At 67.7% G+C, this 14,895-nt stretch carries 10 protein-coding genes; 5 read left to right on the top strand and 5 right to left on the bottom strand.

The window, feature by feature from the left end:
• The first annotated feature begins 156 nt into the window (after positions 1-156).
• The 3 genes from WA965_RS24650 to trhA all read left to right on the top strand — a co-directional run bounded on the left by WA965_RS24650 (position 157) and on the right by trhA (position 4,346).
• Positions 157-837 carry an HAD family hydrolase gene (locus WA965_RS24650; protein ID WP_526302547.1) on the top strand — a complete coding sequence of 227 codons (681 nt, stop codon included), beginning with the start codon at positions 157-159 and terminating at the stop codon, positions 835-837.
• Between the two features lie 99 nt (positions 838-936).
• The gene (locus WA965_RS24645) at positions 937-3,423 is read left to right on the top strand and encodes a cadherin-like domain-containing protein (RefSeq protein WP_526302549.1); all 2,487 of its coding nucleotides are present in this window, start codon (positions 937-939) and stop codon (positions 3,421-3,423) included.
• A gap of 236 nt (positions 3,424-3,659) precedes the next feature.
• Positions 3,660-4,346 (top strand): PAQR family membrane homeostasis protein TrhA, encoded by a 687-nt coding sequence (gene trhA / locus WA965_RS24640; RefSeq protein WP_178362359.1) that lies wholly within the window; start codon positions 3,660-3,662, stop codon positions 4,344-4,346.
• Here the strand turns inward: trhA and WA965_RS24635 are convergent.
• The 3 genes from WA965_RS24635 to WA965_RS24625 are packed head-to-tail and all read right to left on the bottom strand — an operon-like array spanning position 4,343 to position 9,506.
• Positions 4,343-5,038 carry a proteasome protein gene (locus WA965_RS24635; RefSeq protein WP_526302551.1) on the bottom strand — a complete coding sequence of 232 codons (696 nt, stop codon included), beginning with the start codon at positions 5,036-5,038 and terminating at the stop codon, positions 4,343-4,345. The genes trhA and WA965_RS24635 overlap by 4 nt on opposite strands.
• Complete coding sequence (locus WA965_RS24630) at positions 5,035-5,343, bottom strand: STAS domain-containing protein (RefSeq protein WP_526302553.1); 309 nt, start codon at positions 5,341-5,343, stop codon at positions 5,035-5,037. The genes WA965_RS24635 and WA965_RS24630 overlap by 4 nt, the downstream gene beginning before the upstream one ends.
• Positions 5,343-9,506: a SpoIIE family protein phosphatase gene (locus tag WA965_RS24625; protein WP_526448166.1), complete on the bottom strand. Its 4,164-nt coding sequence runs from the start codon at positions 9,504-9,506 to the stop codon at positions 5,343-5,345. The genes WA965_RS24630 and WA965_RS24625 overlap by 1 nt, the downstream gene beginning before the upstream one ends.
• A 224-nt stretch (positions 9,507-9,730) precedes the next feature.
• Between WA965_RS24625 and WA965_RS24620 the strand changes: the two genes are divergently transcribed.
• Positions 9,731-11,257: an FAD-dependent oxidoreductase gene (locus WA965_RS24620; protein ID WP_526302557.1), complete on the top strand. Its 1,527-nt coding sequence runs from the start codon at positions 9,731-9,733 to the stop codon at positions 11,255-11,257.
• A 9-nt stretch (positions 11,258-11,266) separates the two neighbouring features.
• Here WA965_RS24620 and WA965_RS24615 read toward each other — a convergent pair whose 3' ends face one another.
• Both WA965_RS24615 and WA965_RS24610 read right to left on the bottom strand, forming a co-directional pair.
• Positions 11,267-11,755, bottom strand: a complete 489-nt coding sequence (locus tag WA965_RS24615; RefSeq protein ID WP_526302559.1) for an SRPBCC family protein — start codon at positions 11,753-11,755, stop codon at positions 11,267-11,269.
• Positions 11,756-11,890: 135 nt separating this feature from the next.
• Positions 11,891-12,160, bottom strand: a complete 270-nt coding sequence (locus WA965_RS24610; protein ID WP_526302561.1) for a nickel-binding protein — start codon at positions 12,158-12,160, stop codon at positions 11,891-11,893.
• Positions 12,161-12,336: 176 nt separating this feature from the next.
• Between WA965_RS24610 and WA965_RS24605 the strand changes: the two genes are divergently transcribed.
• Positions 12,337-14,895: AAA family ATPase (locus tag WA965_RS24605; RefSeq protein ID WP_526448165.1), on the top strand; the 2,559-nt coding region annotated here is incomplete at its 3' end.

The following is a 14,895-nucleotide window of genomic DNA, read 5'->3' as shown; positions in this document are numbered from 1 at the left end:
GCGGCGGTCCCGACGGCGGCGGCGGAGCCATCCCCGGCGGACCCACCGGAAGCGGCGGACCTGACGGCGGCGGCGGTTGCATACCCGGCGTGGGCTGCGTCGAGGTCCCAGCACCGTGACGCACCGTCGTTCATCGACCGGTGACGGGGGCACCTGATGCCGTCCCCGGCACCCGCTGTTCTGTTCGATGTGGACGGCACTCTGGTCGATTCCAACTATCTGCACGTCGCGGCGTGGCTGCGTGCCTTCCACGCCGAGGGTCTGCCGGTCGACGGTTGGCGGATCCATCGCTGCATCGGCATGGACGGCACCAGGCTGGTACGGACGCTCTCGGGCGATGCCGGCCAGGACGTGATGGAACGTCTGAAAAAGGGGCACAGCGAGTTCTACGAGCAGAGCGCGAGCCTGCTCGCCACGCTACCCGGAGCCAGAGACCTGGTGCGCGCAGTGGCCGACCGGGGTCTGCAGGTGGTGCTGGCGACGTCGGCGCCGGAAGATGAATTGTCAATACTGAGAAAGGTTCTCGATTGCGAAGGCGTCATCGCCGCAGTGACGTCATCGCAAGATGTCGAGACCGCCAAGCCGAAGCCCGACATCGTCGAGGTCGCCCTGGAACGCGCGTCGGTGACCGCTGAGAACGCCGTTTTTGTCGGCGACGCCATCTGGGATTGTGAAGCGGCCGCCCGCGCGAAGGTCACATCCATCGGACTACTCAGCGGCGGGACGTCGCGAGCGGAGTTGCTGGAGGCCGGCGCTTCGGCAGTGTTCGAGGACGCAGGCGACCTCTTGGGAAAGCTGGACTCAACCATGATCGATGAGCTGGCTCGCCGTTCATAGGCGTTTTCGGGCACCCCTCGGCACGCTCAGATTTTCTGATTTTTACTCCGCTTCCCCTGCACGAGGACTAGCGTCAGAGTTCGCTCGAGGGGGGCGTCCATGGTCACTGGAAGAGAGGCCGGTCGGGTTGCCGGCGTTGCCGTCTCACTGGGTGTCGGGCTGGCGATCGTCACCGGGGGGCTGAGTGAAGCCACCGCGGAGCCCACCGACTCATCGGCGTCGGCGGGCAGCGCGGACTCGCCGTCGAGTGATCCGCCCAAACGCTCCATCAACTCGGCCGACGATGACGGCACCGCGTCCGAGCGGTCGAACCGCACTGTGTCGACGGCACAGTCCGGTAGCGAATCGTCAGAGCCGAAGCGGTCGCCGCGACGTAGCACCGTGCGGTTGTCCTCGCCGGTCGAACCGGCTGATCAGGCGCCGGAGCGGGCCGAGGGCGACGACCCGGCAGACGATGACGTGGACCCGGCGGACGACGACCCGGCACGCGACGAACCGAACCCCGCCCCCGTGCAGGTACAGGCGGTGTCGACGATGGTGGCCTCGGCGCGGCGCCAGTCCCAGGATCCCGCCGGCGAACCCGCCGCGTCGGAGTCGCCCACAGCCGAGCGTGTTTCGGCGACGCAGACCAGCCAGGCCTTCACCGCGGTCAGCGCGCCGAACTCCCCGCCCGCGGTGAGCGCATCCGTCGCCGCACCGAATCCTCTCTCCGGCGTCACGCAGGTGACGGTCACCGCCACCGACTCGGACCCGGTGACGTTCACTACGACCAGGCCGTCCTTCGGCAAGGTGATCGGTGACGGGGCGGGCAACTTCACCTACACGCCAACAACATTCGTGCGGGTGCTGGCCCGATTCTTCCCATCGCTCAACTCTGATCGGTTCTCGGTCACGGCGACCGACAGCCACGGAGCGGCGACCTCGGTCGCCGTGACCACCAGCATCGTGCCGATCAACTCCGCTCCCAGGGCGGGCGCCGTGACGGTCAGCATGCCTGCCGGCGCGACCGGCGTGGTCACCGGAAACGCCAAAGCCACCGACCCCAATCGGGATCGCCTGAGCTTCCTCGCTTCGACCACTACGACCGCCAAGGGCGCCGTCACGGTGAACAGCAACGGCACGTTCGTCTACACACCGAACGCCCTTGCGCGACACCGAGCGGCAGCCGTCGGCGCCACAGCCGCGGACAAGACCGACACGTTCACCGTGACGGTCTCGGACAAGTTCGGCGCGGTCACCGGCATCAGGGTCACCGTGGCCGTCAGCCCGGTGAACTCCTCCCCTACGGCCACCGCTGAGGTCGACGATCCCGATCCGGTCACCGCGGTCGTCAGCGGCATGGTGATCGGCGCCGATCCCGACGGCGACGAGCTGGCCTACCGGGGGCCCACCGCCACACTCAAGGGTGCTGTCGTGGTGCACGCCGACGGCACCTTCACCTACACGCCGTCGGCGACCGCGCGGTACCACGCAGCGCACCCCTACGCGCTGCGCTACGACAGGTCGGACTCCTTCGACGTGACCATCGAGGACGGCCACGGCGGTGTCACTACCGTCCCGGTCAGCGTGGTGATCAGTCCCGGTGACGAAACCGTCTCGGCACCAGAGCTTTCGACGTTCTGCGGATGCATCCTGATGCCCAAGGACACAATTTTCCACGCTGATCTGCGCGGCCTTCCCGCGATGCCCGAGTCCGACACGTGGATCGGCCTGCTCGGCGGCGACCGGGGTGCCACCCTGCGCGCGGCGTGGGCGGGCAACGAATGGATGGGCAGCACCGGCGGCATCCCCGTGAACGTCGTCGGCGCGGAACACCCGAAAGAAGACGTGGTGTTCAACCGCGGCTATTCGACCACCGGACCCGGCATCGATGACCGGCCTTATGCGATCCCCCACCGACCGCTTGTCGAGGGCATGCCGTCGGTCCCGGCGTGGGACCGCCATCTGCTGGTGTTCCAGGAGGGAACGTGCATCTCCCAGGAGCTGTACAACGTCGCCAACGGCGTCGAACTGCCGTCCGCCGGCATTCTCGACGCTCTCGGTAACGCCGCCTACGCGGCGATCTGGGGCTCCCGGTGGATCGCCGAGGCGGGCGCGCAGTACGACATGAGCTCGCCGCTCTACCCGACGATCGGCCACTCGAATGCCTCCAGGCTCCCCTATCTGCCGATGATTCTGCGACCCGATGACCTCGAGCGCGGCTACATCGACCACATGCTCGGCATCACGATCGCCAAGGACGTCGGCGCGGGATATGTCTGGCCGGCGCGCTCCGGTGACGGCAGCGCCGCCGACGGCATCCCGATGGGCACGGTGCTGCGCCTGCGTGGCGACGTCGACATCAGCCGGTACGCGCAGTCCACACAGGTCATCCTGCGCGCACTGCAGGTGCACGGGGCGGTGGTCTTCGACTCGAAAGGCCCCGGCACCGACGGGGCCAGCCTCCTCGCCATGAGCAACGGCTGGGAAGACACCGACTACGTCACCGCCAAGAGCGAGCTGAACACCATCCCGATCAACCTGTTCGAAGCCGTCGACGCCGCAAGCCTGGCCGTCGACCCCGCCGCCGGCTGGCTGATCGGCTGATCGGCAGCTGCGCGATCCCGGGGTGGATTGCCGGTGAACACCCTGTGACGCGTGTGGCGACAGGCGTGGCGGCGGCCCTGCAACAGTCACAACACCTCTATGCTTGGTCCCGCCATCGACAATGGAGGCGTCCTGACCCACCGTTCATCGCCGACAAGCCTCCCGTGACGTCCCGGCCAGCCGATTTCACGGCTCCGGTGTTCGCCGCCGGCCATGCTCACGACGACACCGATCTCATCGACGACGATCTGCCCCAGGTCGTCGCCGACACCATCACCGATTTTCTCCACACCCCGCGCGCCAGGGGCTGGATTCACCTCTACTCGGCCGCCACCGCGATCGTGGCCGGGGCGGCACTGGTGCCGGTCGCCTGGCTGACGGTGTCACCCAAGGCCGGGCTGGCCACCTTGATCTACGCCGTCGGCATCGTCGCGATGTTCGGCATCAGCGCTGCGTATCACCGGGTCGACTGGAAGTCTCCGGCGACGGAGAAGTGGATGATGCGCATCGACCACTCGGTGATCTTCGTGTTCATCGCCGCCAGTTACACGCCGTTCGCGATGTTGGCGATGCCGCCGCACACCGGGGCGCAGGCCCTGACCATGGTGTGGTCGGGCGCGGCGGCCGGCGTCGTCCTCAAGATGTTCTGGCCGTCGGCGCCGCGCTGGGTCGGGCTACCGCTCTACCTGCTGCTGGGCTACTCCGCGATCTGGTTCGCCGGAACCCTGGTCGACGGCGCAGGGTGGCCGGTGGTCGCGCTGTTGATCCTCGGGGGCGTGCTCTACAACATCGGCGCCATCTGTTACGGCCTGCGCTGGCCGAATCCGTGGCCACAGACCTTCGGCCATCACGAGTTCTTCCACGCCTTCACCGCAGCGGCGGCGCTGTGCCACTACTTCGCGGCCTGGGGCCTGATCATTTAACCGAACAGTTCGTCGAGCGCCCGGTGTTCGAGTTCGACCCACCGCTGCACCTGCCGTCGGACATCCTCGACCTCATCGGGACTGAGGTGCGTCGCGCCCTCGGGCGTGATCCGGCAGATGTCCATCGGGCCGCCGACGCTGGGTGACGAGGCGTCCAGCGCGTCGAGCACCCGGAGCGCGGCCACCACGCCGTAGTCGACATCACGCTCTGCCATCTGGAAATGCGCGAGCAGGGCGTGGGCCTGCTGGGCCATCGGGGCGCCACTGCCGATCGCCTGGAATCCGGTTTCCTCGTGGTGCCCGATCAGTCCGTTCGGGTCGAGGTCGATGATGAACGGTTCGTCGCCGGAGTAGCCGGCGGCGAGGACGTAGGTGGCCGGAGTACCGGCCGCTTCCTGGCCGGGCACCTCGGAGATGAAGTTCTCGTAGTGATGCTTGAGCACCGGCAGCACCCTTGACTGCAGTGCGTGCCCGAGATTCTTGGCCTCGACGACGGCGTCGGCTTCATCGTCGAAGATCTGCTCGATGTCGTAGAGCACCGCACGGGATCCACTGCCGCCCCAGGCGGCGTGGTCACCCAACGCGTGCAGCTTCTGCGCCGGATAGGACAGCCCCCTGCCCGGATCGGTGATCTGCGAGTCGGATGCCACCACGATTCCGTTGGCACACAGCACGGCAAGGACAACGGTCATGGGGCGGGCCTCACTGTGGCCACCTCGGTGAGGCCACTGATCTTCAGGACGGGCATCAGGATCGGGTTCACCGTGATCTGGATGTTCTCGGCGTGGTCGAACAGCACGCTGATCGCGCAGCTGTCCAGGTAGTCGACTCCGCTGAGATCAACGGTGAGCTGATGATGATCAGCACCCGCCTTCCGTGCGTCGGTCAAGGCTTCGGAGAACATGTCGATGTTGCTCAGGTCGAGTTCGCCTGTCGCGCGGACCACCAGCGATCCGTCGGCTCGGCTGTCGGTCGTCAAGCCCAGCGGTGTGACCATCAAACAATCCTTGAGCGCATGTGTACCGTCGTGCCGCCGGCCTGCGGTTCGATCGACACATCATGCATCAGACCCCGCATGAGTGCGATCCCGCGACCGCGGTGAGCGGCCTCGACCGGAGTCTTCCAGGTGCCGGTGTCGACGATGGTGACATCCAACTGGTCCGCCACAGCGGTCGCGCGCAGCGTCACCCTGCTCGCGGTGTCTGTCGGCGAGTGCCGGTGGCCGTGCTCGATGGCGTTGGCCAGCGCCTCCCCGGTGGCGATCAGCACGTCGAGGGTCTGCTCGGAATTGAGCCCGGCCCGGGTCAGCCAGCCCCGCAGCGCCGCCCTGCTGGGGGCGAGCTCGCCCACGTCGGGTGCCAGTTGCATTTCCAGCGGCGCGGGCTGGCGATACAGCAGCAGTGCGACATCGTCCTGATATCCGTCGTCGGGCGCCAACCGCGTCATGATCAACCCGGCCAGGTCCTCCAAGGTCGTCTCGGGGTGGCCTTCCATCAATTCGGCGGCGCGGGCGATGCCGTCGTCGATCGCTTCGCTGCGGCGCTCCACCAGACCGTCGGTGTAGAGCAGCAGCGTCGATCGCGGCCCCATGGTGGTGTGCGCTTCGGGTCGGGGTCGGTCCGTGGCCAACCCGAGCGGCACGGATTGCGCATCCTCGAGCAGGACGCGGGTGCGGTCGGGCCGCACCAGGATCGGCGGTGGATGCCCCGCGCACGAATACGCCAGGTCACCTGTTTCCGGATCGAGCACCGCGCAGAACGCCGTCGTGCATCGTGCTGCTGGTATCCGTGCTGCGAACCTGTCCACAGCCGACAGTGCGGCGGCGGGGCTGGGACGCTCCAGCAACAACGCACGGGCAGCGCTGCGGAGTTGGCCCATGACCGCCGCGGCCGCCAGTCCGTGACCGACGCAGTCGCCGACGATCAGCCCGATCCGGCCGTCGTCGAGATCCACCACGTCGTACCAGTCGCCGCCCACCTGCAGCGGACTTGTTGCAGGCTGGTAGCGCACCGCGAAACCGGTGGACACCGCGGGCCCGAGGATCGCGTGCTGCAGCGCCAGCGCCGTCTCCCGCTGCTGGTCGACCTGGTGTACGCGCTGCAGACCCTGACCGAGGCGCCCGGCAAGCACGGTGAGCAGGGTGTGCTCCTCCGAGGTGAAGGGCCGTTGGTCTTTGAGTTCGATGAGCACCACCAGCACTCCTTGGGGGTGTTGCAGAGCGATCGCGGCTTCACCGGGCACCCCTGGGTCGGGGACCAACAGTTCGCCGTCACGAAGCGACGTGACCGCCTCCCGCGTGCGCGGTGGTAAACCCTGCCAATCTGCGGATCCATCTCCGGCGAAGAGCAACTGCGGGACGGGCCCGCTTCCGGAGTGCGGCGAAGGAAAAGTCACCGCTCGCACCCGCCGCGCATCCCACACCCGGCACAGCACGTCCGCCGCGCCCTGGACGGCGTCGTCGAGGGTGTCGGCCTGGACGAGCCGCTCGTTGAGCGACGCCAGCGCCGTCTGGCGCTGCACGACGTACCGCTCGGCGGTGACGTCCCGCAGCGTCCCGACCGTGACCTGGCGACCGGTGACGGGATCGGCGGTGTGGCTGAAGGTGGCGTTGACCCAAAGTCGATGGCCGTCGCGATGGGTGACCGGGACCGCAGCCAGGCTGCCGCTCGCCTGCTCCATCAGTTGACCGAAAGCGTCGGTGAACTGCCGGTGGGCTTCGGAGTCGCCGTCCGCCGACGGCCACCACGGGTGCAGTGGTGGGTAAGGCAGCCCGTCGACGCCGAAGCCGAGGATGTCGGTGAACGCGGCGTTGATCTCGATGACGGCGCCGTCCTCGTCGCAGACGAAGAAGGCTTCCTGCAGCGAATCAACAAGGGCGGAGCGCCACTGCGAGTGGTGCTCGCGCAACCGCGCGAGTTCGACGTTGCTGCGCACCCGGGCGAGCAGTTCGGCCGCGGCGAACGGCTTGACCAGATAGTCGTCGGCACCGGCCTGTAGACCACCGATGGATGCTTCCTGGCCGGCGCGGGCGGACAGCAGCAGCACCGGCACAGCGGAGGTGCGGCGGTCGGCCCGCAACGCCGCCACCAACTCCAGGCCATCCAGTCGTGGCATCATCACGTCGCTGATCACGATGTCGGGCGGACTGACCCGGATGCTGTCCAATGCCTGCTGTCCATCGCCGAGGGCGTGCACCGCGTATCCGTCGGCTCGCAGCAGTCGGGTCAGATAGTCGCGCATGTCGGCATTGTCATCGGCGATCAGCACCCGCACCGGCCGCCCGGTTGTGCGGGCGTTGCCGGGCAAGCCTGGCGCGCTGTCGACCTGTTCGGAGGCCTCATCGGTGGTGCTCCAGCGCAGCGCTTCCTGCACGTAGGTCTCAGCGGTGTTGCTGCCCGGCCGGGTCTGAGTGGTCGGCGCGACGACGGCATCCCCCGGCAGATGCGCGACCCCGAACGGCAACCGCACGGTGAAGCTGGTCCCTACCCCCTCGACGCTCTCGGCCTCGATGGTTCCCCCGTGCAACCCGACGAGTTCCTTGACGAGCGCGAGCCCGATACCGCTTCCCTCGTGCGAGCGCGCACGTGCGTTCTCGATGCGGTGGAACCGCTCGAAGAGCCGCGGGATCTCGTCGGGGGCCACACCGATCCCGGTGTCGGAGATCACGATGACGGCATGGTGCGCTTCGCGGCGCGCTTCGATCGAGATGGCGCCCTCGAACGTGAATTTCAGCGCATTGGACAGGAGGTTGAACACCACCTTCTCCCACATGTCGCGGTCGATGTAGACCGGTTCGCCCATCGGGGGGCAGTCCACCGCGAGCCTGAGTCCGGCGCGCTCGACCGCCGACCGGAACACGCCCGCGAACTCGGCGGTGGTGGCGGCGAGGTCCACAGGCTCGTAGCGTGCCTGCGTCCGACCGGCTTCGATGCGTGAGAACTCCAGAAGCGTATTGACCAACTTCGTCAGGCGTAACCCGTTGCGCCACACTACATCAAGCTCCTGGCGTGTTCGTTCGCCGACGTCCTCGGCCTGGCGCAACTCGGCGACGGGATCGAGGATCAGTGTGAGCGGGGTACGGAACTCGTGGCTGACGTTGGAGAAGAAGGTCGTCTTGGCTCGGTCGAGCTCGGCGAGTTCTTCTGCTCGCCGCTGCTGAACGCGGTAACTGCGGGCCAGTCCGATGCCGGCGGCGATATGCCCGGCGACGAGGGTCACGAACCCGCGGTACCCCTCATCCAACGGGCGATAACGATTCAGTGCCGCCACCAGGAACCCGCTGGGGGAACCGCCTTGCTGCAGAAGGGGAACGACGAGCGCCTGCGAAGGCGGCTCACTCCAGTCTCCGGTCGGCAGATCGGGGTTGGCCAGTGCGTCGAGGTCGACGAGCACCGACTCACCTCGCGCCGGTGCTTCCATCGGCCAGCGGCCGACGCCGCCTGCCGCCTGGGTCTCCGGCGCTACCGGGTGGCCCGCCGGGATCCCGCTGGTGCCGACCAACCGCGCGTCGCCGGCGTCGTCGAACAGATAGGTCAGCGTGAAGGGCAGGTCACGTAGATTCTGGCGGAGCTGCCGGTCGGCGAAGCTCAGGATCTCGCTCTCGTTGCGTACCACGCTCGGGTCGGAGCCCAGGTCTCTCAGGGTCGCCATGCGCCGCTCACCGATCACCTGCAGTGTGTCTTCGCTGACAACACAGAGCATGCCGACGACCCGGGCATAGTCGTCGCGCAGCGGGCTGTAGGAGAAGGTGTGGTACGTCTCCTCTGGATAGCCCGAACGCTGAAGAAACAGCAGCAGGGAGGTGTCCCACGTGGCCTCACCCGTTGACAGGACCCGTTCCACGCGTGGGCTGACATCGCTCCAGACCTCAGCCCACACCTCGCTGGCCGGCCGCCCCAGTGCCCACGGGTACTTGCGTCCCAGAGTGTCGCGGCGATACGCGTCGTTGCAGAAGAACGTCAATTCTGGACCCCAGGCCATCCACATCGGAAACCGAGTGGACAGCAGGATGCTCACCGCCGTCCGCAGGCTCTGCGGCCACACCTCCGGCGGGCCGAGCGGGGTGGCCGCCCAATTCACCTGCGCGTGATCGCGTCCGACGGCACCCCCGGCGGCAAAGACCTCCGCTGTGGACGAGCTCTCGGGACTCGCCTCAGCCATCGTCGACCGTGCCGCTGCACCGCCACATCACGAACATCCCGTCTACATGGACAACCTTCTGGAACGTCCTACCGGCGCCGGTTACCCGATCCTCAGCTCGCACACACACCTACCTGTCTGCGGCGCGCGCCACGGTGCGCCCATTGTGTCATCGCCCCGCCGATCACACCCTTATCCGTGGCCCGGTTCCGTTTGGCACTGCCCGCGTCGGGTAGCCGCGCGATATGACCTCCTTGTGGCTGACCACCCGTGCCGGTTCCAGCGCCCGCCCCGATGTCCCGGACCATGCCGACGTCGTCGTCGTCGGTGCGGGCATCACCGGGTTGACGACGGCGGTCCTGTTGGCCAGGTCCGGGATGAAGGTCGTCGTGTTGGAGGCGCGCCACATCGGAGCGGGCGCCACCGGGAACACCACCGGCAAGGTGAGCCTGCTGCAGGGCACCAAGCTGTCGCGCATCGCGGCCAAGCACGGCGACGATGTGCTGCGCGCCTACGCCACGGGCAACGCCGAGGGCCGTGACTGGCTGCTGCGGTACTGCGACGAGCACGGTGTGAGCGCACAGCACGAAGACGCATTCACCTATGCCCAGTCCCCCGACGGCGTGGATGCCGCCAGGGACGAGTTCGCAGCGTGCCGGGCGGCGGGGCTCGACGTCAGTTGGTGCGACGAAGCCGACGTTCCTTTCCCGTTCCACGGCGGCGTCAGGTTGGCCGCGCAGGCCCAGATCGACCCGATGCCGTTGCTGCAGCGGCTCGCAGAGGAACTCGAGGCGCACGGTGGTCTGGTGATCTCCGGAGCGCGGGTGCATGCGGTGTCGGGACGCAGTCCGTTGCGAATCGAGGTGCGCCTGTCGACCGACGACGAACGGCAGTCGTCCGAAACCCGGATCTCCGCGCCGCGGTGCATCCTGGCCACGGGTGTTCCCATTCTGGACCGCGGCGCGTTCTTCGCCCGGGTGAAGCCCCAGCGGTCCTACTGCCTGGCATTTGATGTGCCCGGCGACGTGACCAGGCCGATGTTCCTGTCGGTGGACTCGCCGAGCCGGTCGGTGCGCTACGCGCCGACGGCCGACGGCGACAAACTCATCGTCGGTGGTGCCGGCCATACCGTCGGACGGTCCGCAGCACCGTCGCATGGGATCGAGGAGTTGACCCGGTGGGCACGACTGCACTACCCCGGGGCGGTGCAGACCCATTTCTGGTCGGCTCAGGATTACACCCCTATCGATGAACTTCCCTATGTCGGACCGCTGCTCCCCGGCCTCGACACCATCTATGTCGCAACGGGATTCGACAAGTGGGGGATGTCGAATGGCGTCGCGGCGGCCCTGGCGCTGACCAGTCGGATCCTCGGCGGACGGATGGACTGGTCTGCTGCGTTCGCAAGCTGGCGCACAGGCGAACTGGCGGGGGCGGCGACGGCGCTTCAATCCAACCTGGAGGTCGGCCTGAACCTGGCGAAAGGTTGGGTCAGCCCGTGGGCCGGTAGTTCTCAGCCGCCCGGCGAAGGGGGCGGCGTCGTCAGTGGTCCCCCGTGGAACATGCACGCCGACAGCGTGGTCGACGGTGTCGCCCGCACGGCGTCCCCGGTGTGCCCGCACCTCGGCGGCGTGGTTCGATGGAACGACGCTGATCGGGCGTGGGAATGCCCGTTGCACGGATCACGCTTCGCGCCCGACGGCGAACTGCTGGAGGGGCCGGCCACGCGTGGGCTGACGCCGTCGGCAGCAAAAGTCAGTGATCCCGGCTGAGCGGACAAGTCACCTGCCGCCGCCTCCGTCCCCGGCGTCGGGGCGGCGGCGCTCCACCAAAGCGGCGAGCCGCCAGGTGCATTCGCGATTTCTCGGCCACGCAGCGGCGAGGCCGACGTTGTCGGGGAGCCACTTCAGCGGCACGCTGGCTGGAACCTCTGCCATTTCGATGCGGCAGCCTCCGGAGGGAAGGGCGCTGAGCCGCAGGGTGATCCGCGCGGCGCCGAACGGGCGCGTCTTGGCCAGCAACACGAGTTCCTCGCGCGGCGTGCATGCCTCGACCGTGGTGGTGTCGTTGACGACCAGCGGCCACAGACCGATCGAATGGTGGATCTGGCTGCCTGGTGCCGGCCAGGTCTGGTCCACCGCACGCATCCGACTGTTGCCCACCACCCACTGCGAGTAGGTCCAGCCGTCTGCGAGCGCATCCCACACGGCGTCCACCGACGCGGTCGTGTCGCGGGTCACCGTCAGCGGACTCTGTGCTTCCTCAGGCATTGTTCACCTTTTCTGATCTGCGCCCTTCGCGGCTGCGCGGGCCTGCCGCCGGACATCACAAAAGCCGGAAGCTCTCGACGGAGGGCTTCCCTGACGTGGTGAGCTCAAACCAGAACGGACTCGACGGTCTCCGCCTCAGGCACTGCCGGGGCCGAATACATTGGCGATGGGCGTCGCTGCCGTCACCGGGAACCCGGCGCGGCGAGAGTGTTCGCGGACCGTGTCCTCATTGTCGGCATCATGCACGCAGTACACCTTGTCACCGGCGACGTAGCTGGTGATCCACGCGTAATCCACTCCCAGCGAGTCTGCTGTGGCATTGGATTTCTGGGCGATCTCTGCAAGCTGCTCGTCGGTCAGCTCCGCGGCGCCGGGCATGTCGCGTTCGATCAGAAAGCGTTGCATCGTGATCTCCTCGGTCTCGATCGGACCGTCGCGGGTGCGCCGGGCTCATCCAGCCTGCGGGAAGCGGTGGGCGGTGACATCGGCAGAAACTCCCCATTCCCCGCCGACACCGGACCGGCAACGCCGGATCGGACCGTTTCCGCAGGTGGGATGCCCATCAGGGATAACATTCAGACGTGACGCTCACCGAGCGCGAGCACGAACTCGACCTGCTTGCGACCCGGGCGGCCGACGCGTATGCCGGCCGCGGCGGCGCGGTGATGGTGTGCGGCGAGTCGGGGGCGGGCAAGACGACGTTCGTCGAGGAGTTCGTCGACGGATTCACCGACGGCCGGCGTGTGCTCTGGGGCATCTGTGACCCGCTGTCCACGCCGAGGCCGCTTGGCCCACTTCATGATCTGGCACACGAGTTCAGTCCCGCCACGCAGGAGCTGCTCCGCAGCAGCAAACTGCCGTACGACATCTTCGTCGCGGTTTTCGAGGAGCTCCGCAGTCGGCCGTGCGTACTGGTCCTCGACGATCTGCAGTGGGCCGACCAGGGCACCATCGACCTGCTGCGGTTCCTGCTGCGTCGTGCTGCGCAGTCACAACTTCTGATCGTCGGGATCGTGCGCGACGACGAGGTCAGTGTGACCCATCCGCTGCGTGGGCTGCTCGGAGATGTCGCGCGCTCCGCTCATGCGCAGTCAGTGGTCGTGCCTCCGCTCAGCGCGGCCGCGGTCGCCGCCCTGATCGGTGACCGCGACATCGACGCGCGGCGGTTGCACACGCTGACGGGCGGCAACGCGTTTTTTGTCTCGGAGATGCTCGACCATCACGGCACCGACCTACCCCCCACGGTGCGCGACGCCATTCTGGCCCGCACGGCGGGTCTGGACGTTCCGGCCTGGGATCTTCTGAATCTGCTGACGTGCGCGCCGGGTTCGATCCCGGACCACCTGCTGACCGATCTGGGTATCACCCTGCCCGCGCTTCGTTCCCTCGACGAGGCGAGGCTGATCAGGCGGGACGCCCGTGGTGTGGCCTTCCGCCACGACCTGTGCCGACGTGCGGTGTCCCGCGTCATACCGCCGGGTGCCGAACCCGGTCTGCACCGCCGGTTCATCGACGCACACGCCAAGGCGTCACAATCCGACCCTGCGGTGTTGACCCATCACGCGATCGGGGCAGGCGATGCGGAGCTGATCGCCTCAGCGGCTACCGATGCGGCGCGGGCCGCCGCCCGTTCCGGCGCCCATACCCAGGCATGCGAGTTCTTCCGTATCGCCCTCGAACATGGCGGAATGCTCACCCGTACAACCGAAGCCGAACTGTTGGAGTCGCTGGCTACCGAGTGCTACCTCGTCGACCGACTCGACGACGCGATCGCTGCCTGCCACCGGGCCCTGCGGATCCGCCGAGAGCTGCGGGCGCCCGTCACGGTCAGCGCGAACCAGCATTCGCTCGCAATCTACGAGTGGTACAACGGCAATCGCGCCCTTGCCGATAGCCATGTCCGTGACGCCATCGCCACGCTCGAAGGCGACGCCGCCCGACAGGACTCGGCCCGGCTCCTCCAATTGGGGCATGCGTTCGCCACCCAGGCTTTTCTGGCCATCCAGTCCAGCCGGCTCGACGTGGCGACGCAGACGCTGCACCACGCCGCACACCTCGCTTCCGAAGTCGAGGATCCTGCCCTGACTGTGCGAGTCCGTCTCACAGAGTGTCTCGGTGAGATCCTGGCCGGCGATCGGACGGGCCGCGATCGCCTTCTCGCTGTGCTGTCGGGCGGGCCCAGCCACATCGACGATGTGTACTCGACGGGCTACACCAACCTCACCTACTTCGACGTCGAGCAGCGCCGACTCGGCGAGGCCGCCCACCTACTCGACGTCAGCATCCCGCTGATGATCGAGCACGACCTTCCCATCTGCCGCATGGTGCAACTCGGTTCCCGCAGCAGGTTGAACCTTCTGCGCGGAAACTGGGACAACGCGCTCGCCGACGCCGACTGTGTCCTGGACAGTCCCAGCGCACCGTTGGCGCGGACGTGGCCACTGCTGATCCACGGGGTCGTCTCGCTGCGCCGAAGCGGTGACGATGCCGGCGGCATCGACCGGGCGTGGGAACTGGCGCGCCGCTTCGGCGAGCTGGTGAGGGTGCTGCCGGTCGCGGCGGCGATCGCCGAACGACACTGGCTCACCGGCATCGACGATACGCGTCTGAGCGAGTGCCGGACGCTGCTCCACGATTCGCCCCAGAAGGGGTTGGAATGGGCGCGCGGCGAACTGGCGATGTGGTTGCAGCGCATCGATTCCACGGTGTCGGTCACGGGTGTCGCGGAGCCGTACGGCACGCTGATCGGAGGAAGTTGCGCAGCGGCCGCCGAGGTGTTCGATCGCCAGTCGATGCCGTACGAGGCTGCGCTGGCCCTCGTGGATTCCGGCGATTCCCGGCTGGTGCGTCGTGGGCTGGACGCGCTCGACCGGCTCGGCGCCGATGCCGTTGCCGCCAAGGTGCGGTTCAGCTTGCGCGCGGCAGGTGTCGCCACGATTCCCGCCCCCCGGCGCGCGACGACCATGACGAACCCGGCGGGCCTGACCACACGTCAGGTCGAGGTGTTGCGGCTGCTGCAAGACGGCTTGACCAACGCCGAACTGGCCGAGCGGTTGTACCTCTCGGTGAAGACCGTCGATCACCACGTATCGGCGATCCTCACCAAGTTGAACGTGACGAAGCGGCGCGACGCTGTGCGT

Origin of the sequence: Mycobacterium sp. (assembly GCF_049683935.1) — a bacterium.
Classification (GTDB): Bacteria; Actinomycetota; Actinomycetes; order Mycobacteriales; family Mycobacteriaceae; genus Mycobacterium.
Note: the sequence above shows the minus strand (reverse complement) of the source record. Positions and strands in the feature narration are given on the sequence as shown.